This window comes from Mesorhizobium sp. M1338, from assembly GCF_040318045.1.
GTDB lineage: Bacteria > Pseudomonadota > Alphaproteobacteria > Rhizobiales > Rhizobiaceae > Mesorhizobium.
Genome location: NZ_JAMYLL010000025.1, coordinates 1 through 24945, shown reverse-complemented (window position 1 = coordinate 24945; position 24945 = coordinate 1). Strand labels below are relative to the sequence as shown.

Annotated in this window: 21 protein-coding genes and 1 pseudogene; 11 read left to right on the top strand and 11 right to left on the bottom strand. The window is 63.1% G+C overall.

Annotated elements, in window-relative coordinates; genetic code table 11:
- Positions 1-22 precede the first annotated feature (22 nt).
- The 4 genes from NKH19_RS20770 to NKH19_RS20755 are packed head-to-tail and all read right to left on the bottom strand — an operon-like array spanning position 23 to position 4793.
- Complete coding sequence (locus NKH19_RS20770; protein ID WP_352870699.1) at positions 23-1432, bottom strand: pyruvate dehydrogenase complex dihydrolipoamide acetyltransferase; 1410 nt, start codon at positions 1430-1432, stop codon at positions 23-25.
- Between the two features lie 3 nt (positions 1433-1435).
- Positions 1436-2434, bottom strand: a complete 999-nt coding sequence (locus NKH19_RS20765) for an alpha-ketoacid dehydrogenase subunit beta (RefSeq protein ID WP_352870698.1) — start codon at positions 2432-2434, stop codon at positions 1436-1438.
- On the bottom strand, positions 2434-3462 hold the full coding sequence (locus tag NKH19_RS20760) for a thiamine pyrophosphate-dependent dehydrogenase E1 component subunit alpha (RefSeq protein WP_352870697.1): 1029 nt from the start codon (positions 3460-3462) through the stop codon (positions 2434-2436). The genes NKH19_RS20765 and NKH19_RS20760 overlap by 1 nt, the downstream gene beginning before the upstream one ends.
- Before the next feature lie 2 nt (positions 3463-3464).
- Positions 3465-4793 (bottom strand): NAD(P)H-dependent oxidoreductase, encoded by a 1329-nt coding sequence (locus NKH19_RS20755; protein ID WP_352870696.1) that lies wholly within the window; start codon positions 4791-4793, stop codon positions 3465-3467.
- A gap of 150 nt (positions 4794-4943) precedes the next feature.
- Between NKH19_RS20755 and NKH19_RS20750 the strand changes: the two are divergent.
- Positions 4944-5078, top strand: a pseudogene (locus NKH19_RS20750) (Lrp/AsnC family transcriptional regulator); the annotation flags it as partial.
- A 17-nt stretch (positions 5079-5095) separates the two neighbouring features.
- Here the strand turns inward: NKH19_RS20750 and NKH19_RS20745 are convergent.
- Positions 5096-5629 (bottom strand): TetR/AcrR family transcriptional regulator, encoded by a 534-nt coding sequence (locus NKH19_RS20745; RefSeq protein ID WP_352870695.1) that lies wholly within the window; start codon positions 5627-5629, stop codon positions 5096-5098.
- 145 nt (positions 5630-5774) lie between these two features.
- Here NKH19_RS20745 and NKH19_RS20740 point away from each other — a divergent pair, with 145 nt between their 5' ends.
- Positions 5775-7112 (top strand): efflux RND transporter periplasmic adaptor subunit, encoded by a 1338-nt coding sequence (locus tag NKH19_RS20740; protein WP_352982729.1) that lies wholly within the window; start codon positions 5775-5777, stop codon positions 7110-7112.
- Positions 7109-10192, top strand: coding sequence for an efflux RND transporter permease subunit (locus NKH19_RS20735; RefSeq protein ID WP_352870693.1), 3084 nt, complete (start codon positions 7109-7111; stop codon positions 10190-10192). Before NKH19_RS20740 ends, NKH19_RS20735 begins: the two co-directional genes overlap by 4 nt.
- A 111-nt stretch (positions 10193-10303) precedes the next feature.
- Here NKH19_RS20735 and NKH19_RS20730 read toward each other — a convergent pair whose 3' ends face one another.
- The gene (locus tag NKH19_RS20730; protein ID WP_352870692.1) at positions 10304-10759 is read right to left on the bottom strand and encodes a L,D-transpeptidase; all 456 of its coding nucleotides are present in this window, start codon (positions 10757-10759) and stop codon (positions 10304-10306) included.
- A gap of 355 nt (positions 10760-11114) precedes the next feature.
- Between NKH19_RS20730 and NKH19_RS20725 the strand changes: the two genes are divergently transcribed.
- Together NKH19_RS20725 and NKH19_RS20720 are read left to right on the top strand one after the other, a co-directional pair.
- The gene (locus NKH19_RS20725; protein WP_352879182.1) at positions 11115-11447 is read left to right on the top strand and encodes a hypothetical protein; all 333 of its coding nucleotides are present in this window, start codon (positions 11115-11117) and stop codon (positions 11445-11447) included.
- A gap of 55 nt (positions 11448-11502) precedes the next feature.
- The gene (locus NKH19_RS20720) at positions 11503-11670 is read left to right on the top strand and encodes a hypothetical protein (protein ID WP_352870690.1); all 168 of its coding nucleotides are present in this window, start codon (positions 11503-11505) and stop codon (positions 11668-11670) included.
- Between the two features lie 72 nt (positions 11671-11742).
- On the opposite strand, the gene NKH19_RS20715 is transcribed toward NKH19_RS20720, so the two are convergent.
- Positions 11743-12444, bottom strand: coding sequence for a winged helix-turn-helix domain-containing protein (locus NKH19_RS20715; protein WP_352870689.1), 702 nt, complete (start codon positions 12442-12444; stop codon positions 11743-11745).
- A gap of 46 nt (positions 12445-12490) precedes the next feature.
- Here NKH19_RS20715 and NKH19_RS20710 point away from each other — a divergent pair, with 46 nt between their 5' ends.
- Complete coding sequence (locus tag NKH19_RS20710; protein ID WP_352870753.1) at positions 12491-13264, top strand: response regulator; 774 nt, start codon at positions 12491-12493, stop codon at positions 13262-13264.
- Positions 13265-13343: 79 nt separating this feature from the next.
- Positions 13344-15431 carry an ATP-binding protein gene (locus NKH19_RS20705; RefSeq protein ID WP_352870688.1) on the top strand — a complete coding sequence of 696 codons (2088 nt, stop codon included), beginning with the start codon at positions 13344-13346 and terminating at the stop codon, positions 15429-15431.
- Positions 15432-15547: 116 nt separating this feature from the next.
- On the opposite strand, the gene NKH19_RS20700 is transcribed toward NKH19_RS20705, so the two are convergent.
- The gene (locus tag NKH19_RS20700; RefSeq protein WP_352870687.1) at positions 15548-15958 is read right to left on the bottom strand and encodes a hypothetical protein; all 411 of its coding nucleotides are present in this window, start codon (positions 15956-15958) and stop codon (positions 15548-15550) included.
- Positions 15959-16452: 494 nt separating this feature from the next.
- Here NKH19_RS20700 and NKH19_RS20695 point away from each other — a divergent pair, with 494 nt between their 5' ends.
- Positions 16453-17655, top strand: coding sequence for an aromatic ring-hydroxylating oxygenase subunit alpha (locus NKH19_RS20695; protein ID WP_352870686.1), 1203 nt, complete (start codon positions 16453-16455; stop codon positions 17653-17655).
- Positions 17656-17857: 202 nt separating this feature from the next.
- Here NKH19_RS20695 and NKH19_RS20690 read toward each other — a convergent pair whose 3' ends face one another.
- Positions 17858-19279, bottom strand: coding sequence for an aminotransferase (locus tag NKH19_RS20690; RefSeq protein WP_352870685.1), 1422 nt, complete (start codon positions 19277-19279; stop codon positions 17858-17860).
- A gap of 271 nt (positions 19280-19550) precedes the next feature.
- Between NKH19_RS20690 and NKH19_RS20685 the strand changes: the two genes are divergently transcribed.
- Genes NKH19_RS20685 through NKH19_RS20675 form a run of 3 tightly spaced genes read left to right on the top strand, consistent with a single transcriptional unit; the run spans position 19551 to position 22400 of the window.
- Positions 19551-20468 carry an ABC transporter permease gene (locus NKH19_RS20685; protein ID WP_352870684.1) on the top strand — a complete coding sequence of 306 codons (918 nt, stop codon included), beginning with the start codon at positions 19551-19553 and terminating at the stop codon, positions 20466-20468.
- The gene (locus NKH19_RS20680) at positions 20465-21289 is read left to right on the top strand and encodes an ABC transporter permease (RefSeq protein WP_352870683.1); all 825 of its coding nucleotides are present in this window, start codon (positions 20465-20467) and stop codon (positions 21287-21289) included. The genes NKH19_RS20685 and NKH19_RS20680 overlap by 4 nt, the downstream gene beginning before the upstream one ends.
- A gap of 37 nt (positions 21290-21326) precedes the next feature.
- On the top strand, positions 21327-22400 hold the full coding sequence (locus tag NKH19_RS20675; RefSeq protein ID WP_352870682.1) for an ABC transporter ATP-binding protein: 1074 nt from the start codon (positions 21327-21329) through the stop codon (positions 22398-22400).
- On the opposite strand, the gene NKH19_RS20670 is transcribed toward NKH19_RS20675, so the two are convergent.
- The gene (locus NKH19_RS20670; RefSeq protein WP_352870681.1) at positions 22364-23674 is read right to left on the bottom strand and encodes a flavin monoamine oxidase family protein; all 1311 of its coding nucleotides are present in this window, start codon (positions 23672-23674) and stop codon (positions 22364-22366) included. The two genes, NKH19_RS20675 and NKH19_RS20670, sit on opposite strands and share 37 nt — an antisense overlap.
- A complete protein-coding gene (locus NKH19_RS20665; RefSeq protein ID WP_352870680.1) occupies positions 23671-24747 on the bottom strand; it encodes an extracellular solute-binding protein in 1077 nt (358 codons plus the stop codon). Before NKH19_RS20665 ends, NKH19_RS20670 begins: the two co-directional genes overlap by 4 nt.
- Between the last annotated feature and the right edge of the window lie 198 nt (positions 24748-24945).

The window sequence follows — 24945 nt, the reverse complement described above, 5'->3', positions numbered from 1 at the left end:
ATCTGGCGCCGGCCTACAGAGCCTAGACCAGCATGCCCATCGGGTTCTCAATCAGCCGCTTGAAGGCGACGAGCAATTCGGCACCGAGCGCACCGTCGACGGCGCGATGGTCGGTCGACAATGTCACCGACATCACGGTGGCGATTTTGATCTCGCCGTTCTTGACCACTGCCCGCTCCTCGCCGGCGCCGACCGCCAGGATCGTCGCATGCGGCGGGTTGATGACCGCGGCAAAATCCTTGATGCCGAACATGCCGAGACTGGACACCGCCGTGGTGCCGCCCTGATACTCTTCCGGCTTCAGCTTGCGGCCGCGCGCGCGACTGGCCAGATCCTTCATCTCGTTGGAGATGGTGGACAGCGTCTTTTCGTCCGCCTTGCGGATGATCGGCGTGATCAAGCCACCCGGGATCGACACGGCAACGCCGACATCGGCATGCTTGTGCTTGACCATGGCGCTTTCCGTCCACGACGCATTGGCATCCGGCACCGCCTTCAGCGCCATCGCCATCGCCTTGATCACCATGTCGTTGACCGACAGCTTGTAGGCGGGAGCCTCGCCCTTTTCGGTCTTCTTCACCGGCGCCGCCGCATTGATCTGCGTGCGCAGCGCCAAGAGCGCATCGAGTTCGCAGTCGAGCGTCAGGTAGAAATGCGGGATGGTGGTCTTGGCCTCGACCAGCCGGCGCGCGATGGTCTTGCGCATGTTGTCATGCGGGACGAGTTCGTAGGAGCCCGCTTCGAACAAGCGCAGCACGTCCCCCTCCCCCTTGAGGGGAGGGTGGCCGGCCAACGGCCGGTCGGGTGGGGTCGCTTCGACCGGGCTCGGCGTTATGGCAGTGCTGGATTGGGCGGTGCCTTCTGAGGCGACGCCCTCCGTCCGTTTCGCGGACACCTCTCCCTCGAGGGGGGAGGAAAGTGCCGCATCGACATCGGCCTTCACCACACGGCCATGCGGGCCCGTGCCTGATATATTGGAGAGCGCAATGCCTGCCTCACGGGCAAGGCGCCGTGCCAAAGGTGTCGCGCGGGTTCTCCCCTCCCCCTCGAGGGGAGGGTGGCCGGCCGCAGGCCGGTCGGGTGGGGTCCTCTCGGCAGTGCTCGACGCGGGGGCGGTGCCTCCTGAGGCAACCCCCTCTGTCGACTTTGTCGACATCTCCCCCTCGAGGGGGGAAATTGGCGCATAGCTTTCATCGTCGGCATAGATCCACGCGACAGCCGCGCCGACCGCGATATCGACACCTTCCTTGCCGGTGACATCGCGCAGGACGCCGCTGGCCGGCGCGTCGATTTCCATCGCCGCCTTGTCGGTCTCGATCTCGAACAGCACATCGCCCTTCTTGACCCTGGCGCCTTCCTCGGCGAACCAGCGCGAGATCTGTCCGGTCGCCATGTCCATGTCGACCTTTGGAAGAATGACTTCGGTCGGCATGGGCTAGCGAACCCCTTTCACGAGGGCGCGCGCGGCGGTGATGATGTCGGGAACCTGCGGCACCGTCGCTTTCTCGAGTTCCGGATTGTAGGGGATCGGCGTTTCGGCGCCGCCCAGCCGCACGATCGGCGCGTCGAGGTAGTCGAACGCCTCGCTCTCGGCGATCATGGCGCTGACCTCGGCGCCGATGCCCAGCGTCTTGACCGCTTCGTAGACGCACATCAGCCGCGACGTCTTCTTGACGCTGTCGATGACGGTCTGCTTGTCCATCGGCCGGATGGTTCGCAGATCGACGACTTCGACGTCGATGCCTTCGCTCTCCAGCGCGGCAGCGGCGTCGAGCGCCTTCTGCACCATGATCGAGGTGGCGACGATCGTCAGGTCGCGGCCCTCGCGGCGGATATCGGCCTTGCCGATCGGCACCGTGTAATAGCCTTCGGGCACCGGGCCCTTCGTCTTGTAGAGCAGCTTGTGCTCGAAGATCATCACCGGATCGGGATCGGCGACCGCCGCCAGCAGCATGCCCTTGGCGTCGTAGGGCGTCGCCGGCTGGATGACTTTCAGACCCGGCACATGGCCGAGCCAGGCCTCGAGGCTCTGGCTATGCTGGGCCGCCGCACCGGTGCCGGAACCGGCGGGAAAGCGCATCACCACGGGAACCGAGACCTCGCCACCCAGCATGAAGCGCATCTTGGCCGCCTGGTTGACGATCTGCTCCATGGCGAGCGTGGCGAAATCGGAAAACTGGAATTCGAAGATCGGCCGCATGCCGGTGAGGGCAGCGCCCACCGCGACGCCCGCACCGCCCAGTTCCGAGATCGGTGTGTCGATCACGCGGCCAGCGCCGTAACGTTCGACCAGATCGCCGGTGACCTGGAAGGCGCCGCCATAGACGCCGATATCCTCGCCCATCAGGAAGACGCGTTCGTCCATGTCCATGGCGATCGCCATGGCTTCCTGGATCGCCTGGGCGTAGCTCAGTTCACGCACCATCGCGTCCATCACGCCTGCTCCGTATAGACATAACTCCCGGTGTCGCGAACGTCGGGCGACGGGCTCACCTTGGCGAACTCGATGCCGTCGGCGATCTCCTGCGCCACCGCGTCACGGATGGCCTCGATACCCTTGTCGTCGATGAAGCCGAATTCCCTGAGCTCGCTCTCGAACAGGGTGATCGGATCGCGGTTCGACATCCAGTCCTCGATCTCCTCCTTGGTGCGATAGCGGTTGCGGTCGCTCTTGGAATGGCCGCGATGGCGATAGGTCTTGGATTCGATCAGCGTCGGCCCCTCGCCCGCGCGGGCTCGGGCGACGGCCTGATGAGACGCCTCGGCGACCTCGGAGAAGATGTTGCCATCGACGATGACGCCCGGCATCGAATAGGCGGCGGCGCGCTCGGCGATGTTCTTGACGGCGGTCGAGCGGGCCGTCGATGTCGACATGCCGTAGCCATTGTTCTCGCACACGAAGATGACCGGCAGCTTCCAGATCGCCGCCATGTTGAGTGCCTCGTGGAAGGCGCCTTCATTGTTTGCGCCGTCGCCGAAGAAGGAGACTACGACCTTGCCGGTCTTCATCATCTTGGAGGAGAGCGCCGCGCCGACAGCGATCGGGATGCCGCCGCCGACGATGCCGTTGGCGCCGAGATTGCCCTTGCCGACATCGGCGATGTGCATCGAGCCGCCGCGTCCCTTGCAGTAGCCGGTGGTCTTGCCGAAGAACTCGGCGAACATGCGCTTGACCTCGGCGCCCTTGGCGATGCAGTGACCATGGCCGCGATGCGTCGAGGTGATCTGGTCATCCTCGGCGAGCGGCATGCAGATGCCCATGGCGCTGGCTTCCTGGCCGATCGACAGATGCATGGTGCCGTGGATGAGGCCGCGCGTGTAGCACTCCTCCGCGCCCTCCTCGAAGCGGCGGATGAGGTACATCTTGTAGAGCACCTGCCTGAGCTGCTCGGCGCTGTACTGGCGATAGACGAAGGGCAGGTTGGCGCGACTGTCCGCGACGGCTTTGCTGGCTCCGGCCATGATCACGCCCCCACGGACCCATAGACGAGCTTGTCCTGGCGGGCGCGCAGTTCGGCGATCTTGGAGCCCGCCGCGGGAGCTGCATTCGCATAGGTGATGAGCTCGCCCTTCTTGATCGGCGCCGTGACCGAGCCGCCCTGCAGCAGGCCGCAGGGAATGGCCTTGGCGGCGCGCGCCTCCGGCGTCGTCATGATCCAGGCGCGGTAGCAATATTCGCCGATCGCATCGAGCTTCTCGCCCGGCTTCATGTCCTTCTTGGCCACCGCGCAGACCTCGGCCACGGGCTTCGCCAGCGGCACCATGTCGGCCTTGCCGTAGAGCACGACGCGGGCGCAGGTCAGCGGCACTTCGAGCGAGGTCAGGTGATAGGGACGGTGGAAGGTGAAGTACGGGCCTTTGCCCATCTTCAGATCTTCCATGCGCTCCGAGATGCGCGGATGCGACATGTCGGCGACGACGAAGACGCCGGGCGCGACACCCTTGCCGATCGAATAATCGACGACGCCGACCTTCGACAGCACGCCGCCATCCTTCTGCGGCACCAGGACCTTGGACAATTCGCCGAGCGTCGCGGCCGGGCCGTGCATGCCAGCCTTGTCGGGAACCAGCCCGGTGGCGTTGGCGATCGCCGCCATCTCGACCATGGTCTTGGAGCCATCGACGAATTCGACCAGCATGCGCACATTCATGTGCCGGCGCCGGGCTTCCTCCTCATAATCGGGGGGAATGGCATCGACGTTGAGCGGATTGTTCTTACCCTTGCCGGCGGCAACGATCGGGTGGCCCATGGCCGAGACGAACTCGATCAGCTCCATACAGGAGGACGGCTCGTCCCCGGCACCCAGCGAATAGGTGACGCCAAGCCGGTCGGCCTCGCTCTTCAGATAGGCGCCGATGGTGACGTCGGCCTCGACATTCATCATCACCAGATGCTTGCCATGTTCCATGGCCCGCAACCCGATCTCGGCGCCGACGGCGGGAACCCCGGTGGCGTCGATGACGACGTCGATGAGATCATTGTTGATGACCAGGCTGGCATCGCTGGTGACCGCCACCTTGCCGGCCTCCATCGCCGCCGTCATCGCCGAGGCGTTCGAGACTTGGCGCGCATGCCCGGTTTCCTGGAAGGCGATATCGACCGCCTTGCTGGCGGCGGGCAGGTTCAGTTCGGAAATGGCGCCGATCTCGATGCCCGACATATGAGCGACGCGGGTGACGATGTCGGTTCCCATCTCGCCGGCGCCGATCAGCCCGATGCGGATAGGCTTGCCCGACTTGGCGCGTTCCTCGAGATCGCGGGCAAGACCCGTCAACGAAACATTGGAAGCCATACCGCTTATTCCTCCCACATTGCAGGCTTGTTCAATTGCCTGACGGGTATTGAACATATGTATTTCTGTCAAGACTAATGTCCATATTCCGTCGGCTTTTAGGCCACTTTCCCGGCAGTCCGGACGGGAGCGAAAAAGAGGCGGGGAATGCTCATTGTCGAGGTCGAGGTGCCATCCATCGACAGGCTGAACACGCTGCGCGATCTCATCGCCACTCATGGCGTTGTCGAGGATTTGACAACCGCGATCGTCCTGCGCCGCGACATTGAGCGCGCCGTGGATTGAGCGCTTCGATCAGGCGCCTATTTGGCAATCTCGAGCAAGGACGACACGAGCAGCTCTCGTTCGTCCTTCGACAGGACATCCGCGTCGAAGAGGTTCATGCTGCGCAACCCCTCAATGGCGAGATAGCAGACCAGCAGCGATTTGAGGTCTGGCGTCTCACCCTTCAGCCGCTCGAAAAGTTGCCGCTTGAATGTCTTTATCGGCGTCATGAAATCGGGATCCTCGGCGATCGCCGAGAATATCCAGGACGCGGACGGCCGCTTCTCCTCGCAATCATTGGCCGACAGCCTGATGTAGACGGCCAGCGGGTTTTCGTCCTTGTCATTCGCGCGGGCGGAGTCCAGCGCTTGCTCGAACTCGCGCAGATAGCCCTCGACCAACCCCTGCATCAATTTGGCCTTGGTCGGGAAATTGTAGAGCAGCCCGCCCTTCGATACGCCGGCGCGGCTGGCGACCGCTTCCAGCGACAGGCTGCCGGGCCCGGATTCCCGTGCGACGTCGGCCGCCGCGGCGAGAATCTTCTCGCGCGAGTTCGTTCGCTGGACTCTCATGGCGTCTCCCTTCGCAAACTTAGGCCCAATTGACAAGACCGTCCAGACGGTACAGTAAGATCGCCGTTATTTGAAATCGGGACCCGCAGTCGATATGTGTCCCGATGTCCGCGCTTCGCGCCGGATTTCGACTGAGGGGACTTCCTTGTTCAAGCGCATACTTCGTATCTTTCTTATCGTTCTGGTTCTGGCCGTGCTCGTCGTCGTGGTCGGCGGCATCGTCGGCTTCAACTTCCTGCGCGACAACGGCATCAAGCAATATTTCGCATCGATGAAGCCGCCGGCGGCAACCGTTTCGACGACCATCGCCAAGCCGTCGACCTGGACGCCGGGCGTCGAGGCGATCGGTACGGTCAAGGCGGTGCGCGGTGTCGACCTGACGGTTGAGACCACCGGCATCGTCAAAAGCATCCTTTTCCACGCCAACCAAAAGGTGGCGGACAATGCGGTTCTGGTGCAGCTCGACGACGCCGTCGAGCGCGCCGATCTGGACGCCCAGAAGGCGCAGGCCGCGCTCGATCAGACATCACTGGCCCGCGCCATCGAACTGACCAAGCGTGGCGTCGGCTCCGATTCGACGCTGGACACGGCGCGTGCGGCGGCCTCGGCCTCGGCGTCCCAGGTTACCAAGCTGCGGGCCGTGCTCGATCAGAAGCAACTGGCGGCGCCTTTCGGCGGTACGGTGGGCATTCCCAAGATCGATATCGGCCAGTACCTGGCCCCCGGCACCGCCGTGGTGACGCTGCAGGATCTCGACACGATGCGGGTCGATTTCTCGGTTCCCGAACAGCAACTCCCGTTGCTCAAGATCGGCCAGACGGTTCGGTTGGGCTTCGGCGGTGAGGACAGGCCGTTTGCCGGCGCCATTCGCGGCATCGACCCGAAGATCGACTCGTCCAGCCGGCTGGTGAACATCAGGGCGGAGGTCGCCAATCCCGACGGCAAGCTGACCCCTGGCCAGTTTGTGCAGGTGCGTGTCGAACTGCCTGAAGAGCAGAACGTGCTGACGCTGCCGCAAACGGCACTGACGACCAGCCTCTATGGCGACTACATATTTGTGGTGCGGCCGACGAAGCCCGCCGAGGCGGCCCCGGCGCAGGCAGACAAGCCGGAAGAAAAACCCGCGGCGCCGGCAGCCGACAAATCGGCGGACGCCAAGCCCGCGGACACGAAGCCGGCCGATGCCACGAAGTCCGCGGCTGACGCAGCCAAGCCTGCCGCCGATGCGGCAAAGCCGGCGGACAAGGCTGCCGATCCGGCCAAGCCAGCGGCGGAAGGTGACAAGCCCGCGCTGGTGCTGTCGCAGGTGTTCGTCAAGCCAGGCCGGCACAATCAAGGCATGGTCGAGATCGTCGAGGGGCTGAAGACTGGCGACGAGGTCGTCACCGCCGGTCAGAACCGCCTCTTCAACGGCATGTCCGTCGTTGTGGACAACACCATCGACCCGACCAAATCGGCGAACAAGCAGGCCGACCCGCAATGAGCGTTTCCGATCTCTTCATTCGCCGGCCTGTCCTTTCGACGGTCCTTGCTTGCATGATCCTGCTCTTGGGTTTCCAGGGCATCTTCAACCTGTCGATCCGGCAGTATCCGAAGGTCGACGAAACGGCGATCACCATCACGACGGCCTATCCAGGCGCCAGCGCCGATCTGATCCAGGGCTTCATTTCCGCCCCGATCGCCCGCGCCGTCGCCTCGACCGAGAACATCGACTACGTCACCTCGTCCAGCCGCCCGTCCTCCAGCACCGTTACGGTGCAGATGAAGCTCGGCTCCAACCCTGACGTCGCGCTGACCGAAGTGCTGTCCAAGGTCCAGGGCGTGCGCGGCACCTTGCCGGACGCCTCCAAGGACCCTGTCATCGTCAAGGGCACCGGCCAGCAGTTCGCGATGATGTACATCTCGATGCAGAATCCGAACATGACGAAGGAGCAGCTGACGGAGTACATCGAGCGCGTCATCAGGCCACGCATGTCGACGGTCGAAGGCGTCGCCGACGTGCAGATCTTCGGCGCCCAGGAATACTCGATGCGCGTCTGGATCGATCCGATCAAGCTTGCCGCGCGCGGCGTGACGGCCTCCGAACTGCTGACGGCGATCAACAATTCCAACTTCCTGTCGGCGCCCGGCACCACCCAGAACGAGTATGTCGTCTCATCGATCACCGTGCGCTCGACATTGCAGACGCCGGAGGCGTTCGCCGAGCTGCCGCTGCGCTCGACCGACGGCAATGTGGTGCGGCTGCGCGACGTGGCTCGCGTCGAACTCGGCGCCGAGAACACCGATACCAGGGTCAGTTTCAACGGCAAGCCCGGCACCTTCCTCGCCATCTTCCCGACGCCGGCAGCCAATCCGCTGACCACGGCGGCGGCGCTCACCAAGCTGGTGCCGGAGATTCAGGAGACTCTGCCGAAGGGCATGACGATCGAGGTCGTCTACGACGCGACCGAGCAGATCAGCGCCTCGATCGAAGAGGTGTTCAAGACCATCGCCGAGGCGGTTGCCATCGTCGTCGTCGTCATCCTTTTGTTCCTTGGCTCCTTCCGTTCGGTGATGATGCCGATCGTCACCATCCCGCTGTCGTTGATCGGCGTCTGTTTCCTTTTGTTCGCGATCGGCTATTCGATCAACCTTTTGTCGCTGCTGGCCATGGTGCTGGCGATCGGCCTGGTCGTCGATGACGCCATCGTGGTGGTGGAGAACATCCATCGTCACATGGAAGAAGACCACATGTCACCGATGCAGGCTGCGTTCAGCGGTATGCGCGAAATAGCGTCAGCCATCGTTGCCATGACCATGACGCTGGCAGCTGTGTTCGCGCCGCTGGCCTTCACCGGCGGCCTGACCGGCGCGCTGTTCCGTGAATTCGCGGTCACGCTCGCCGGCTCGGTGGTGCTATCGGGCGTCATCGCCATCACCATCACCCCGATGATGTCGGCACGCCTCCTGAAATCCGGCACGCCGGGCCGTTTCCAGCGCATTGTCGACGGCACCTTCGCACGCGTCGAACATGTCTATGAACGGGCCGTCTCCGGCTCGCTCAACTATCGCCCATTGACGCTGATCATCGTGCTTGCGCTTGCCGGCGTGACCGGTTTCATGTTCACCAAGACCTCAACCGAGCTGGCGCCGGAAGAAGATCAGGGCTTTCTGCTCTCGATTGTGACAGGACCACGTTATGCGACGTCCGATTACACCGAGACATACGTCAATCAGATCCTCGGTCTGGTGAAGGATATTCCCGAGACACGGGCGCAGTTCTCGGCCGTTGCCTTCGGCGGCACGACAAACAGCGCCTTCGTCGGCTATGCCTTCAAGGATTGGGCGGAACGCAAGCGCAATTCGAAGGAACTGCAGGCCGACATTACGGCCCGTATTGCCAAAGTCGCCGGCGTCGAGGCCTTCGTCTTCGCGCCGCCGACGCTGCCGGGCTCCGGCGGCGGCCTGCCGATTTCCATGGTGGTGCGATCGACCGGCGCTTCCTCGGAGGTGTACGAGGTGGCCGAGCAGATCAAGAAAAAGGCGCAAGCCTCCGGCCGCTTCATCGTCGTGCAGAATTCCATGGCCTATGACGCGCCGGAAGTGACGGTGACCATCGACCGTGACCGCGCAGCGGCGCTGAACCTGCCGATCGCCGATATCGGCCGCACGCTGACACTGCTGGTCGGCGGCGCCGAAGTGGCGCAGTTCGACCGCGACTCCAACAGCTACGACATCATCCCGCAGGTGCCGCAGGAATTTCGCGACAACCCCGACAAACTCGGCGAATACTTCGTGCGCAGCGTAACGGGCGAGATGGTGCCGCTGTCGGCGGTGGTCAAGATTTCGACCAATGCGGCGCCGGCGGCAATCGAGCAGTTCAACCAGTTGAATTCATCGACGATTTCAGCGCTTCCGTTGCCCGGCGTCACCACTGGCGACGGGCTGAAAGCGCTGGAGGACATCGCCAGGGAGAGCCTGCCCGACGCCTTCTTCCTCGACTATTCCGGCCAGTCCCGACAGGAAAAGGAACAGGGCAACACCATCCTGATCGCTTTCGCGGCGGCCGTTGTCGTGATCTACCTGGTTCTGGCGGCGCAGTTTGAAAGCTTCCGCGACCCGCTGATCATCATGATGGCGGTGCCGCTGTCGATCTTCGGCGCGATCGTGCCGCTCAATCTGGGCCTCGGCACGCTCAATATCTATACGCAGGTCGGCCTGATCACGCTGATCGGCCTGATCACAAAACACGGCATCCTGCTTGTCGAGTTCGCCAACCAGCAGCGCGAAATCCATGGCATGCGGCGGCGTGACGCCATCATCGCCTCGGCCAAGGTACGCCTGCGGCCGATCCTGATGACGACAGCGGCGATGGCGCTTGGCGTTGTGCCGCTGATCACGTCCAGCGGCGCCGGTGCCGCGGCCCGCTACTCGATGGGCCTGGTGATCTTCACCGGCATACTGGTCGGCACCATGTTCACGCTCTTCGTCGTGCCCATGTTCTACACCTTCATCGCCAGCAAGGACCTGCCTCATCTGGCCGAGAAACCAGATCCCAAGCTGATGCCGGCACTGCCGAGCTAATTGCACAAAAAATAGCTGGAAATAGAAAGTGGCCGGATTTTTCCGGCCTCTTTTTCTGACGGTCGCTCCACGGCTTCGGCGCAATGGGCCGAAGGCAGCGACCCCGTCAGGCTACTTTACGATGACGATGCTGGTGTTGGTCGCCCCGAAGGTTTCGACGAGCTGGTAGAAATCGGCGGCGTTGTCGGGATGCAGCCGCACGCAGCCATGCGAAGCCGGCTGGCCGAGACGCTTGATCGCATAGGTCGCATGCACCGCGTAGCCGCCGCTGAAGAAGACCGAGTGCGGCATTGGGGCGTTGTCGTATTTCTTCGAGTACCACATCTCATGCATGCGGGTCGGCTTGAACGAGCCGGTCGGCGTCACATGGGCCCGGTCGCCGGTGGAAACCTTCCAGGCGAAGGTCGGGCGGCCGTCGACCGAGACTTCCATGATCTGCTGTGAAAGCGAAACGCGCGCCACGATCTTGTTGGCGGCGTGCGCGGCGCCCGAACCAAACAGCAGTGCGGCACCCGTCAAGGCGGCTGCGGTGATGTTGATGAGCTTGGCGGCAATGGCGGTATGCATGATGATGTTCCCCTCTCTCTGCCGGTCCAGCCGGCTCCAATTCGATGGCCGCTTATCCCAACGTCATGTTTCGAGCAGATTTCGCAAAACGCTCGTTTGTGTTTCGAATCTGTTTCCACTGGTTAACAAATGCAGCCCTTCCTAGAACCCGATAGGAGCGGTTCCGTAACCCGGCGGGCTAGGCCGAAATCGGAAACATGGGTATCCGCCTCTAAACGAAAGTGCGAATTATCACTATACGAAGAAAATCCGACAATCTCGAAACCGAATTGCAACAAAGCGCGGCTTCGAGCGGCATGATCCGGAAACGCGCCGCAAGCAAGGTTGACGCAACGAAAACAGCCGGTAACGAAACATGGGAACGAAATCGAACGCGCTGTCCTGGCTTCTCAGGATCAGCATCGCGGCAACTGTCATCGGTGGCGTCGGCACGGTTGCCGGCACCCCATTGGCAAGGCTCGGCGCGATGACTTCAGGCGAGATTTCGACACTGCATGCCGCACTGTTTTTCGCCTCGGTCTGGATTGTCTCCAGCCTGCGCATCGCCCGGCTCAAGGCCCTCTGGCGGGTCGGCCTTAGGCTGACGGGTTTGCGCGGCCCCTCCGGCAACTTGCTGCCGAGAGGACCGAAGGCCCGCGCCGAGACGGGGGGTTCCGTGGGCGGCGCGGGCACTTCGGGGGTGTCCTGAAGCGACCCGCAACACGTTCATTTCTAAAGAATTGCCATTTTGGAGAACTGCTGCGATGAAAACGAAATTTGCCGCTTCGGTGCTGTCGGCACTGCTCTACGCGCAGGGCCTGCTCGGCTTTGCCGGCCTTGTCACCGTGCTGCTCAGGGACCGCGCCCATGCCAGCGAACTCACCATGGGCGGTGACATGCCGGTGGGCCCATCACTTCTGCTGGTACGCTGAGCGCCAGGAGCATCGGACCCAGAGATGGAAAAGCCGATGCCCAACAAAAGAGACCGCGTCAGCGTCCGGCAATCAGTCGGCGAATTGCCGCGGCGGATCGAAGCGGTAGCCGGCGCCGCGTATGGTGGTGATGGTTTCGGTGTCGAGCTTGCGGCGCAGCCGCACGATGCGCGAATCGATCGAGCGATCGAAGGCGTCGGCGTTTTCCGCCGGTGCGGCGGCGATGATATCGTCGCGCGTCAGCACCTTGCGCGGACTGGCCAGGAACAGCCTAAGCAGCGCCACCTGGCCCGGCGAGAGCTGTTCCTCCGTGCCGGAGCGATGCATGACCATGGCCGACCTCAGATCGACGGTCGCGTTCTCCAGCACGATCAGTTCCTGGATGCCCCTGCCGCGTCGCGAAAGCAGGCCGCCAACACGGGCAGCCAGCTCCCTGACATTGAGCGGGCTCTCGACGACGTCGGCCGCACCAAGCTCCAGCGCCAGCACCTTGTCGACGAGATCGGCCGGCCGGCAGATCAGGATGAAATCCGGCCCGCCCTCGCCGCCCCCGCCTTGGCCGCCATAACGCCGGAGCAGGTCCCGCCCCTCCGCCTGGCTGAGACTGTCGCCGACGACGACGACATCGATGCCCTTTCCCGACAGCAGCGATTCGGCCTCCCAGGGCTGGCGCGCCTGATGCACATCATGGCCGCGCCGCTCAAGATGGTCGGCGAGCTCGGTCGCGACCACTTCGGCAACGGAAACAAGCGCGATGATCGATCGTGCGGCCATGTTTTCCAAACCGTTCCCTGGCAACCGGATATGAGTGCTGGACATGATGTTTATACCCAATCTACTTTCCACTGAAAGTGGGAGCGAAAACATCGTGCGGGCAAGAATTGTCATCGTCGAGGATGAGCCCGATTTGAGGGACGCGGTCGCCGAATATCTTGGCGCCGCCGGCTATGACGTGGTCACGGCTGAAAGCGCCGCCGCCGCACGCAGCCTCGTTGAAACGCAGTCGTTCCATCTCGCCATCCTCGACATCGCCATGCCCGGCGAGGACGGCCTCTCGCTCGGCCGCTGGCTGCGCTCGAAACTGCCGATCGGCATCATCTACGCGACCGCCGCCGGCACCGCGCTCGACCGCATCGTCGGGCTGGAACTCGGTGCCGACGACTACATCGTCAAGCCCTACGAATTGCGCGAAGTGCTGGCGAGGGTCCGCAGCGTGTTGCGCCGGGTTCCCCAGCCGCAGGAGCTTCAGGACAAGAAGGCCAGGACGGATCGCCGTGCCGTTGCCTTCGGCCCTTTCCAGGCCGATCTCGACGGCAGGCTGGTCACCGGCGCCAATGGCGCGGTGATCGACATGGCCAAGAGCGAATTCGACGTGCTGGAGGTTTTCCTGACTCGCGCCAACCGGCTGCTGACCCGCGCCGCGATCTCCGAGGCGATCGGCTTCACCGAAGACCCGGAATCGTCGCGCGCGGTCGACATTCGCATCATGCGGCTGCGCAAGAAGATCGAGACCGACCCGGCCAACCCAAAATTCCTGCGCACGGTGCGCGGCGAGGGCTATATCTTCTCGCTGCCGACCGGCGACGGCAACTGAGCAGCGAGGCCAGAGGGGTTAGCATTCGCAGCAATTGCTCGCCGATCGAATTGGCACGACTCCGGAATGACGGCACAAGATGATCGCTGAGGCAGCAAGCACGGATATGCAAGGGTTCAGGCAGGGCGCGGCGATGGCGGCCGTGCGTGTCGTTCGCCGGCTGCGTGAGGCCGGCGACTGGCAGCGCGAGATGGACGGCATCCTGGAAACGCTCTGCCGGGCCATGGATTGCCAGCGCGGCATCCTGTTTCGCTTGCGCGAGCTGCCCGGCCAGGGTTTCGCCCAATCCGTCGCCGCCTACTGGATCGACCCTCTTTTCGGCGGCGAACTGGCGTCGCCGACCGTCATCATGCAGTCGGTCGTCAATTCGGATCCGCTGCTGGAGCGGCTGGCCGAGGACGAACGGCAAGGCAAGATCTTCGCTGGCCATACGCGCGATCTCGAAGGCTTTCTGAGGACCGACTTCGAAAAGCAGAACATCAAGTCGTTCCTGTCGGTGTCGGTCTTCGCGCATGGCCATCTGTGGGGCACGCTGGCGGTCAATGACTGCGTCAACGAGCGCGAGTGGACCGACGAGGAAGAAGCGACGCTGCACATCATCGCACTCGCCATCGGCGACGCCATCGAGCACTCGCCCTCCGAAGCCCATGCCAGCGAGGTCATTCGCCGCACCATGCTGCAGGCCTCGCTCGACGCCATCGTCGTCATCGATGAGACCGGCTCGATCATCGAATTCAATCCGGCCGCCGAGAAGATGTTCGGCTTCCAGCGCAGCGACATCCTCGGCAAGGACCTGCTCGATACCATCGTGCCGATCTACTACCGAAAGGGCTATGCTTCGGGGGCCGAATACATGTCCGGCCGCGGCGCGCCGATGGTCGGCCAACGGCTCGAGACGGTGACCCAGAACGCCGCCGGCGAAGTGTTCCCGATCGAACTGACGGCGACCGAGATGCGGGTCGCGGACCGTCGCCTGATCTTCGGCTCCATCCGCGACCTGCGCGACAAATTGCGCGCCGAGGAGGAGATCGGCCGTCAGCGCGAGAAGTTGCATCAGAACGAGAAGATGGCGGCGATGGGTTCGTTGCTGGCCGGCGTCTCGCACGAGTTGAACAACCCGCTGGCCGTCGTGGTGGCGCAATCGACGCTGCTGCACGAATTCGCCTCCGATCCGCAGACCAAGGTGCGCGCCGAGAAAGTGCGCGCGGCCGCCGAGCGCTGCGGCCGCATCGTCAAGAGCTTCCTGTCGATGGTCCGGCTTCATCCGGCGGCGCAAGCCGAGACCGACCTCAACCAGGTGATCCGGGCGGCACTGGAAGTGACCGCCTATGGCGCGCGCTCCAGCGGCATCATCATCGACACCGACTTCGCCGCCGGTCCGCTGCTGGCCATGGCCGACGCCGACCACGTGACGCAGGTGGCGGCCAACTTCCTCATCAACAGCCAACACGCCTTGGCCGGCATTGCCGGCGACCGGCTGATCAAGGTGCGGACGTTCCGCAGCGACCGGGGTCACCCCTGCTTCTCGGTCGAAGACAATGGGCCCGGCGTGCCGGAAGCGATCCGCGGCCGCATCTTCGAATCCTATTTCACCACCAAGCCGGTCGGCGTCGGCACCGGCATCGGCCTGTCGATCTCGAAATCGATCATCGAGCGGCACAATGGCAATGTCTGGTTCGAGGAAGCGATGCCGAGGGGGGCGCGTTTCGTCGTCCAGCTGCCCGCCATTGTAGCCGGCCTCGCCACTGTTGGCGACAACCAGCCGCGATCGAGCGGCCTGCGCCATGCCCTGATCATCGACGACGAGCCGGATGTCGCCGGCTCGCTCTCCGACATTCTCGAATTGATGGGCATCAAGTCGCGGATCGCTCCGGTCTGGGAATCGGGCGCGGCCACCTTGGGCGGCCACATGCCGCCCGACATCGTCTTTTCGGACCTGCGCATGCCCGGCATCAGCGGCATATCGATCTATCGCGAGCTGCTCGCCGAAAAGCCTGACCTGGCGCGGCGTTTCGTGCTGGTCACCGGCGATCTGATCGGCGCGAAGGCCGAAATCGAGGCCCTGCCGGCGCAGCAGCGGCCGCAGATCCTGGAAAAGCCGTTCAGTACGCTGGATGTGCGCAGTGTGCTGTCAGCCATCGCCGAACAGGCGGCCTTGAAAGGATAAAAAAGGAGGCCCCCGGGGGCGGGGGCCGAAGAAGAGCGCGCCTGGAGGGAGCGCTCGGGGAGTTCAGAGCATGATCCCAAAGTGGGAACCGGTTCGAGATCATGCTTCGACGGAAATCAGAAAATGTTCGGCGTGCCGGTCAACGGCGCGGCGTTGGCGATCATGCGTATCGCACGGGTCTTGTGCGCTCCGGACTGCTCGGCGATGGCGTGCAGGCAATCGATGCTCTCGGCACCCCAGGCCTGGCCCTTGCAGGCGAAGTCGGTCACCGGCATCGGCAGACGCGCGGTCCTGCTCGTCGTCTGCGCGCCGTCGATGAGGTTGGCCGGCGGATTCAACGAAGCGAAGGCCGGCCCGATTGTCGGCATGAACGCCATGCCGACGAAGGCGCAAGCAGCCAGCACCATGAACATCGCCATGGGGTGGTCGCTGGCCCGCTGGCGCAGCGCCAGCTTCGGACGGCGGTCATTGCGCTCTGGAGCCTGAAGGCGGCAATCGCCGCGGATCGTCTGGATTTTCGCATGCATTGCCTTCCCCTTCGCCGAGTTTCTTTTTGGTGATGAAACGAACTTAGCCGCGCTTTGTAACAAGGCAACGGTGGCGCATGACTGACAATGTAACGAGTTGGAAACAGCATTTCGGGCAGAATCGGGCAAAAGCGGGCGCGCTGATGCGTTCTTCATCCCGACAGCGACTCTCGACTGATTCCGCCGACTGTGCTGATCCGAATGCCTGTGAATCAGCGAACCGGCCGGAGAATAGCGAAGCCATTTTCGCCCTCGCGAAAGCGCCTGGTCCTGCTCCCCTTCGCTTCCGAAGTCGGGTCGGTACAGTGTCCCCTGAAACCCCGACTAACACCCGGGATTCTCCGGGACTTTCCGGGCCTACAGCTGAGTGGATTTCGGCTCCGGACGAGATGAAAATTCCACTGCGGAAACCGCCTAATTTTCACAAACCATTGCATTTCAATGAGAAATATGCTTTTATTGAATAAGTATTCAATAAAAAGAAGAGACGTTTTATGAACCCGCACCTCCGTGACGTGGCGATCCCCAACGATTGGGACCGGCGGGGGCTCCCGGGCTGGAGTTACCATTCCGATGCTCTTCTCGAGCTTGAGAAGGAGCATGTTTTCCGCAATCACTGGCAGATCGTCGGACACGTTTCGGACGTGCCTGACGTTGGCGACTATCTAACCATGGACGTTGTCGGTGAACGCGCCTTGATCGTGCGCGGCAAGGATGGCGTCGTGCGCGGCTTCAACAACATGTGCCGCCACCGGGGCAGCCGCGTCGTCGCCGACAGCCAGGGCAATTGCAAGAACGCGCTGGTGTGCCCGTTCCATGGCTGGGTCTACAATCTGGACGGCACGCTGCGCGGTGCCGCGCGCCCGCGCTCCTTCCCCGATCTCGACAAGACCGAGTTCGGCTTGATGCCGCTCGATCTGGAGGTCTGGATGGGCTTTATCTTCATCCGCTTCCGCAATGGCGGGCCGCAGCCCTCGGTCGCCGAACTGATGAAGCCGATCGAACCCGAATTCGCGCATTACAACGCCGCCGACATGGTGCCCTCCTGGGGCATCTGGAGCCAGAAGACCCCGGTCAACTGGAAGTCGGTGCGCGATGTCGACAATGAGGGCTATCACGTCGCCATGGCGCATCCCGCCTTGCAGGATCTTTATGGCGCGACCTATTTCGACGAGCCCTTCATCAACGGCGTCTCGCGCTCATTCGCCACCTACAACCCACATGCCGGCCGGCGCTGGAGCGTCAAGAACTACGTCGAGATCGCGCCGGAGCCGGCACATCTGCCCGACTATCTGAAGAAGGCCTGGGTCTATTACGGCATCTTCCCCAATGCGGTCATTTCGGTGATGCCGGAATCGGTGCAGTTCTATCACGAATTTCCACTGTCGACGGGTGAGACGCTGCTGCGCGGCGCCATCTACCGCTACCGCGACGAAAGCCGCGAGCAGGCCGCCGCCCGCTACCTCTCCTTCCGCATCGACCGCGACACCATGTCGGAAGATGTGCAACTGTCGGTGTGGTCGAACGAATCCATGCTGTCCGAAGCCTTCGAGGGTTTCTATCTCTCGGACCTCGAATACGGCGTGCGCACCCACCACGACCACCTGCGCAAGATGCTGCCGGTGCTCGGCCTAGAGACCGCGCCCGAGGAGAAGGACATGTGGAACTTGAACGACGCGCTGAGGTCGCGGTCGTAGACGACGTTGGTGGTTGGCGAAATCGCCGATGAGAGCGCCCCTCTCCCGGTTCTACGGGAGAGGATGCCGGCTGGCAGGTGAGGGGCAGCGCCGAACTTGCGAAATTGTCGCCTCGACAGACGACTGCTTTGCAGCGGATGCGGCCAATCGCCAACGCAGCCCCTCATCCGCCTGCCGGCACCGTAGAACGGGGAGAAGCGAGTTACCCCCGCCACACGCCTTCTTTCCTCAGATCATCCATCGTTCGTGAAATGCCCTCGCGCAGAATGCCGATCATGTCGTCGATCTGCTCGCGCGTGATGACCAGCGGCGGCGACATCACGCACATGTTGATCAGCGGCCGGACCAGCAGGCCGAGCTCATGGCAATGGGCGTCGATGCGTTTTCCCACATCCTTGTCGAGCTGCAGCTGGTCCTTGCTTTCGCGGTCCGCCACGCATTCGACGCAGCCCATCAGTCCGAGGCCTCGCACCTCGCCGACCAGTGGCAGATCTTCCAGCGTCTTCAGCTGCGCCTGGAAATAAGGCGCGACCTCCCGCGTGTGGGCAAGCACGCCCTCTTCCAGCAGATCGAGGTTCTTCAACGCCACGGCGCAGCCGACGGGATGACTGGTGTAGGTCAGGCCGTGACCGAACATCGCATCGGGATGGTTCGACCGGCGCAGCTCTTCCAGCAGCCGCTCCGAGATGATGACGCCGCCGAGCGGGAAATAGCCCGAGGTGACGCCCTTGGCGAAGGTGATCATGTCCGGATCGATGCCGAACATTTCGCCCGAGGCAAAGACGTGACCGAGCCGGCCGAAGGCCGTCACCACCTCGTCGCAGACATAGAGAATGTCGTTGTCACGGCAGATCTCGCGGATGCGCTTGAGATAGCCATCGGGCGGCACCACGACGCCGCCGGATGCCTGTACCGATTCGCCGACGAAAGCACCGATCCGTTCAGCGCCGACACGGGCGATGGTGTCGCGGAACTGATCAACGAGGAAATCGGCGAAGGCGGCAAGGCTCATGCCGTGCGGACGACGGAACGGATCGGGCGACGACAGCTTGATGACCAGTTCGCCGGCACCGTCCATCCAGTCGCGGTCGCGGGGGCGGCCGTTGAGCGAGGCCGACAGATAGGTCGAGCCGTGATAGGCGCCGCCGCGGCTCAGGATCAGCTTCTTTTCCGGCCGGCCACGCACATTGTTGTAGAACTGCATGAAGCGCAGCGCCGTTTCGACCGCGGAAGAGCCGCCGGTGGTGTAGAAGACGTGGCTGAGGTCGCCCGGCGCGTGGCCGGCGATGCGCATGGCAAGCTCCGCCGACGGCGCGTTCATCGTGTACCACGGCGTGTTGTAGGACAGCGCCATCGCCTGGTCGTACATCACCTTGGCGAGCTCCTCGCGGCGGTGACCGACATTGACGCACCACATGCCGGCTGGCCCGTCGATCAGCCGCTTGCCGGTGCTGTCGGTGATGTAGATGCCGTCGCCCTCGCCGATCAGCGCGCGAGCCTCGGTGCCGACCGAACCGGCGAACGGCCAAGGCTGGACGAGATGGCGCTTGGCCAGTTCGACGGCATGGTCGCCGGGCTCCCCGCCGGCCATCTCGGTCGCCTTCAGGTCTCTTGCCGCAGCCATCATCGCCTCACATTGCTTCACAGAATTCATCGGTCATGAAATGAGATGCCAAGCGTCGGAAACAGCGGCTTTCGTCACTTCATTTTGAATGTTCGTTCAATCAATATTTCAGAATTGGCGCTTGATTTCAATCCAAGGATGCGCGCATGATGAAAGAAAGCCGGCAAGGGGAAAAAGCAGCCGGCGCCAGCACAATGGGATGCCGCATGGCGGGACAGTCCAGGCCAGCAACCGAGATCGCACCTGGGGCCCTGCCCCCCGGAGACTGGCAATGACGGCGGCCGCGGAAGGGTCGCCCCCGTTGCGCATGACGCGGGCCAGACGAAATGCCCTTCTGCAGTCCGAACCCGTACAGGGCCTCGCTCTAATCAGCCCGACCTTCATCTACGCACTCATTCTTCTGGTCCTGCCGATCCTGGTGGTCATCGCGCATTCCTTCTGGACGCAGCACTACCTGACCATCGACCGCACCTTCACGCTGGAAAACTACCGCGTCGCGCTGACCGAGCCGATCTACCGTGATCTGCTGTGGCGCTCGCTCTATATCTCGCTGACGGTCAGCCTGCTCACAGTCCTTTTGGCCTATCCGATCGCGTACTTCATCTCGTTCCATGGCGGCCGCCACAAGAGCCTTTGGCTGTTCCTCATCACCATCCCGTTCTGGACCAGCTATCTGCTGCGCGTGATGTCGTGGAAGGTCATCCTCGGCTACAACGGCGTCCTGAATTCCGGCCTGATGGGCCTCGGCATTATCGATGAGCCGTCGACCGCGCTGCTCTACAATTCGAGCGCCGTCATCATCACGCTCACCCATGCCTGGGCGGCCTTCGCCATCCTGCCGATCTTCGTCTCGCTGGAAAAGATAGACCGCACGCTGGTCGAGGCGGCCACCGATCTCGGTGACGGACCGCTGCGCTCGTTCGTGCGCGTGACCTTGCCATTGTCGGCGCCAGGCGTCATCTCGGCGGCGCTGATCGTCATGATCCCGACCGTCGGCGACTACGTCACGCCGAAGCTTGTCGGCGGCAAGGACGGCGTCATGATCGCCAATGCCATCCAGGCGCAGTTCGGCAAGGCGTCCAACTGGCCACTGGGTGCCGCCCTATCCGTCGCCACAATGCTGATCGTGACCCTGATGGCCGGCGCCACGGTGCTGATCATCCGCGCCGTCCAGAGGCTGGCGCGATGAGTGCGGTGCGGCGCCTCCTGTCCGGCGGCTGGCTGGCCGTCTATGCGTTTCTCTACGTCGTGTTCCTCTATCTGCCAGTCATTTTCCTGCCGATCTTCTCGGTCAACACGGCGGCGACACCAAAATTCCCGCTCACCGGCTTCACCTTGCATTGGTACGAGGACCTGCCGCGCACGCCGGCACTGCTCGACGCCACCTGGAACAGCCTGATCGTCGGGATGTCGGCAGCGGTCTTGTCCACTGTGCTCGGCATCCTCGCCGCCCGTTCGATCACCCGCTACCGCTATCCCGGCCGTCGCACCATCAACGGCCTGATCATGGCGCCGCTGGTGCTGCCGGAAGTCATCGTCGCCATCTCGATGCTGCTGGTGATGCTGCAGCTTGGCTTGAGCCTGTCGCTGTTCACCGTCGTGCTCGGCCATGTGCTGGTCTGCATTCCCTATTCGATGACGGTGCTGACCTCCGGCTTCGAAGGCTTCGACCGCAGCCTGGAGGAAGCCTCCGCCGACCTCGGCGAGAGCGCCTTCGGCACCTTCCGGCGGGTAACGCTGCCGATGGTGGCGCCTGCCATCATCTCCAGCCTGCTTGTCTGCTTCACCATCTCGCTCGACGAGTTCATCATCGCCTTCTTCCTCACCGGCACCGAGGCGACGCTGCCGATCTACATCTGGGGGCAATTGCGCTTCGCGGCCAAGCTGCCGGGCGTGCTGGCGCTGGGCACACTGTTGCTGGTTGCCTCTTTCCTGTTGATGACCGTCGCCGAAACCCTGCGTCGCCGCACGGCCAGACGCACCCGGAACGAGGGAGGCCTCTATGCCTGAGCAGCCCCAAATCTTGCGCCCCCAATCCGACCGATCCATGATCGAGATCAAGAGCGTCACCCGCAGCTACGGGGCGTTCAAGGCGCTTGACGACGCCTCCTTGACCATCAGGGAAGGCGAGTTCTTCTCGTTGCTCGGCCCGTCCGGTTGCGGCAAGACCACGCTGCTGCGCATGATCGCCGGCTTCGACAATCCGACCAGCGGTTCGATCTCTGTCGGCGGCCAGCCGATGGAAGGCATCCCGGCCAATCGCCGGCCAACCAACATGGTGTTCCAGAGCTACGCGATCTTCCCGCATCTCAATGTCGAACAGAACGTCGCCTATGGGCTGAAGCGGCTGAAGCTGCAGGGCGGCGAGGAAAGGCGCCGGGTCGAGGAGGCGCTGGCGCAAGTCTCACTGACCGGCTTCGGCAAGCGCCTGGCGACAGAACTTTCCGGCGGTCAGCGACAGCGCGTCGCGCTCGCGCGCGCTCTGGTCATGCGGCCCAAGGTGCTGCTGCTCGACGAACCACTGTCGGCGCTGGACAAGAAACTGCGCGAGCAGATGCAGGTCGAACTGCGCCGCCTGCAGCAGGCGGTCGGCATCACCTTCGTACTGGTCACTCACGACCAGTACGAAGCGCTCGCCATGTCCGACCGCATCGCCGTGATGTTCGGCGGCCGGATCGCACAGGTCGCCTCGCCGAAGGAGATCTACCAGCGGCCGGTCACCCGCCAGGTCGCCGACTTCCTCGGCGGCATGAATTTCGTCAAGGCTCGGATCGTCGAGGAGAACGGCGCGTCGCTGGTCGTCGACACGCTTGGCTTCGGCCGGATCAAGACCGACAAGCCCAAGGCTTTTGTCCGCAATGGCGGCGGCGCCACGCTCGGCATCAGGCCGGAGCGCCTACGCGTGCTGTGGGACAATGCGACAGCGAAGTTCGAGGTTGCCGGCAAGGTGGTCGAACGCCACTATTTCGGCGAGATCACCCATCTGATCGTCGAGATACCGGGACTGGAAAAGCCGCTATCGGTGACCGAAACCAACGATTTCGGTGCCGATGACATCCCGGTCGGGACCTCGATCCGCCTCGCCTACGATCCCGAGGCTTTGGTGGCGATGGCCGATTGAAGCTCGGCGATGATTCTTCGCGCGGCAATGCGCCCGGCAACGATCGCGCCTTCGACATAGCCGGGAAATGACGGCGACAGTTCCGACGACGCAAAATAAACCGGCGGCGCGCCGGCCAGGATGGTACGCTCGGCGTCGGTCGCATCCATGTCGACGATGAGGTCGCTGTAGCCGCCAACGCTGCCTTCGTCGTCGAACCAGTATCGGACGGCAAAGCCGAGCCATTTCGCAGCCTCTTGACCGAGAGCCGCAACGAGACGCGCCGCAATTCTGGTGCGGAGGCCTTCCTGCCCAAAGCCGCGCCATTCGATGGCGGACGGACCGCCAATGAAAACCACCAGCGCCGGATGATCGTCATCCTTGCTGGCGTCGCAGGCAAACAAACCTGGCTGGTCGCGCCACATCACCATGCCGCTCAAGCCCTTGGCTCGCCAGAAGGCGGTGGGATAGCGCACCAGCATCTTGATCACCGTACCGCTCCGCCAGACACCGAGTGCTTTCTCCAGGGCCGCCGGCAGTGGCGGCGAATAGTCGATCCTCGACGCCATGACTGGCGGCACGGCGACGAGCAGACAACGAGCCTCTATCGAACCCGCGCCGGCATGGACTGACACGCCATTTGCGCCTTGCTCGATGCGCGTGACATGCGCGCCAAGCCGCACCCGGATGCCCAGATCTTGAGCCAAATCCTCCGCCAGCGAATGCATCGTCTCCGCGAGAAAATATTGCAGCTCCGACACCTCGTTGGTAATACGGCGATCATTGTCGATGAGGTGCCAAAGCGGTAGCTTCTCCAGTGCCTGGCACCACAGACCTTCGATCATCGAGCGAAAGGCTGCCTTGGCGTCCTCGGGGTCGCCCTGGCGATCGAGCCAGGCGGCGGCTGATAAGCCGGCTGTATCAGGATCATCAGGCGCGATAGCATTCATGCGATCGCGGATCGCCATCGAGCCGACATAGGTTTGTGCCGCCTCCCCCGCGGACATCGCCGGCTGGGCGATAAATTCGCCGTCTACATAGGTCTCGACCAGCGTCTTGCCGTGCTCCTCGACCAACGCCATCAGCGCCGGCATATCCTCGCACAGGAACTGACCACCGCTGTCGACACGCTCGCCGTCGCCGATCTCCATGGACTCGACCCGCCCGCCGACGCGGTCGCCCGCTTCGAGCAACAGAAAATCTATGCCGGCTGCCTTCAGCTCAAGCGCCGCCGACAGGCCGGTGAAGCCGGCGCCGACGATGACGACATCGGTTCTTTCCTGTTCGCTCTTCAATAGCCGGCCTTGATCTTCTCGAACTCGGCGGCCATGCGCTGCTTGAGCTCCGGCGCCACAGGCTGCTGAAACAGCGTCTTGTCGAGAAACTCGTCGAGATTGTCGAAGCCGCGCTCGGCCAGCACCTTGTGGTCGATCGCTGCCATGCCGGCGCCGTTGCCATGGCCGTAGCCGAAGGTCTTGACCAGGTAGTCCGACACGCCGGGTGCGTTGACGGCGCTCAGGAATTCATAGGCTTCGTCGAGCTTGCCAGGCGCGTCCTTCATCAGCACATAACCGCACACCCAGGTCGAAATGCCTTCCTTGGTGTCGCGGTTCATGGCGATCGGCATCCCTTGCCCTTTTAGCGTCACGAAGGTCTCGTTCCAGCCCCAGACGAGATCGACCTCATTGCCGATAAACGCCTGGTTGAGGTCGGTGTCGTCGGTCCAGTAGAAGCGGATATTCTTGTGCACATCGCGCAGGAAGGCGGATGCCTCTTGGAACTGCGCATCGGTCATCTTGGTCCAGTCCTTGAGGCCTATCACCAGGCTTGCCAGCGCGTAGGCGTCATCGACATTGTCGCCGATGGTGACGCGGCCCTTGAACTTGGGATCGGCGAAGACCTTCAGCGACTGCGCCTGTTCTGTCGTCACCTTGTCGGTGCGGTAGAGCAGCGAGGTGTTGCCCCAGTCGAACGGCATGAACCAGGCCTTGCCGTCGGCGGTGACGGCGAGATCCCTCATCGCCATGATGCCGGGATTGAGATCCTTCCAGCCTGATATCCTGGACGTGTCGAGCGGCTGCAACATGCCGGCCTCGCGCCATTTGACCACGCTTTGCGAACAGGGATGGGCGATGTCGGCCTTGAAGCCGGCGCGCATCTTCTCGAACGCTTCATCCTCGTCGCCGAAGAAGGCGAAGGTCGGCTCGGCGCCATATTTGGCGGTGTAGGCCGGATGCAGCAACGGATCTTCATAGCCCGACCAGTCGAACACCACGAGGTCGCCGCCGCCCTCGGCGAAGGCATGGACCACGCCGACGCCGATCATGCATGCGGCGGCAAGGGCAAGGCGGCGTAGCATCGATTTCATGGCTGAGAATTCCCCCGGTCGCGAAAACGTCACCGCAAAGTTAGGAGAATTCCCAGACTTTTGCGAGCCGTCTGCCACTCGATCGACGCGCAGGCGGGACACCCAGAAAGGGGCTAGTACCTCTGCACAGGGATTATGACTCTTTGGCCGTTGGCTTTGGATAGGCCTTGGCCAATTTAAGGCGCGCTTGTTCGGTTG

Excerpts from the sequence above, each read along its gene's own strand:
- NKH19_RS20770 (WP_352870699.1), bottom strand. The coding sequence starts at position 1,432 with ATGCCGACCGAAGTCATTCTTCCAAAGGTCGACATGGACATGGCGACC.
- NKH19_RS20765 (WP_352870698.1), bottom strand. The coding sequence starts at position 2,434 with ATGGACGCGATGGTGCGTGAACTGAGCTACGCCCAGGCGATCCAGGAA.
- NKH19_RS20760 (WP_352870697.1), bottom strand. The coding sequence starts at position 3,462 with ATGGCCGGAGCCAGCAAAGCCGTCGCGGACAGTCGCGCCAACCTGCCC.
- NKH19_RS20755 (WP_352870696.1), bottom strand. The coding sequence starts at position 4,793 with ATGGCTTCCAATGTTTCGTTGACGGGTCTTGCCCGCGATCTCGAGGAA.
- NKH19_RS20745 (WP_352870695.1), bottom strand. The coding sequence starts at position 5,629 with ATGAGAGTCCAGCGAACGAACTCGCGCGAGAAGATTCTCGCCGCGGCG.
- NKH19_RS20735 (WP_352870693.1), top strand. The coding sequence starts at position 7,109 with ATGAGCGTTTCCGATCTCTTCATTCGCCGGCCTGTCCTTTCGACGGTC.
- NKH19_RS20730 (WP_352870692.1), bottom strand. The coding sequence starts at position 10,759 with ATGCATACCGCCATTGCCGCCAAGCTCATCAACATCACCGCAGCCGCC.
- NKH19_RS20725 (WP_352879182.1), top strand. The coding sequence starts at position 11,115 with ATGGGAACGAAATCGAACGCGCTGTCCTGGCTTCTCAGGATCAGCATC.
- NKH19_RS20720 (WP_352870690.1), top strand. The coding sequence starts at position 11,503 with ATGAAAACGAAATTTGCCGCTTCGGTGCTGTCGGCACTGCTCTACGCG.
- NKH19_RS20715 (WP_352870689.1), bottom strand. The coding sequence starts at position 12,444 with ATGGCCGCACGATCGATCATCGCGCTTGTTTCCGTTGCCGAAGTGGTC.
- NKH19_RS20710 (WP_352870753.1), top strand. The coding sequence starts at position 12,491 with ATGTTTATACCCAATCTACTTTCCACTGAAAGTGGGAGCGAAAACATC.
- NKH19_RS20705 (WP_352870688.1), top strand. The coding sequence starts at position 13,344 with ATGATCGCTGAGGCAGCAAGCACGGATATGCAAGGGTTCAGGCAGGGC.
- NKH19_RS20700 (WP_352870687.1), bottom strand. The coding sequence starts at position 15,958 with ATGCATGCGAAAATCCAGACGATCCGCGGCGATTGCCGCCTTCAGGCT.
- NKH19_RS20695 (WP_352870686.1), top strand. The coding sequence starts at position 16,453 with ATGAACCCGCACCTCCGTGACGTGGCGATCCCCAACGATTGGGACCGG.
- NKH19_RS20690 (WP_352870685.1), bottom strand. The coding sequence starts at position 19,279 with ATGGCTGCGGCAAGAGACCTGAAGGCGACCGAGATGGCCGGCGGGGAG.
- NKH19_RS20685 (WP_352870684.1), top strand. The coding sequence starts at position 19,551 with ATGACGGCGGCCGCGGAAGGGTCGCCCCCGTTGCGCATGACGCGGGCC.
- NKH19_RS20680 (WP_352870683.1), top strand. The coding sequence starts at position 20,465 with ATGAGTGCGGTGCGGCGCCTCCTGTCCGGCGGCTGGCTGGCCGTCTAT.
- NKH19_RS20675 (WP_352870682.1), top strand. The coding sequence starts at position 21,327 with ATGATCGAGATCAAGAGCGTCACCCGCAGCTACGGGGCGTTCAAGGCG.
- NKH19_RS20665 (WP_352870680.1), bottom strand. The coding sequence starts at position 24,747 with ATGAAATCGATGCTACGCCGCCTTGCCCTTGCCGCCGCATGCATGATC.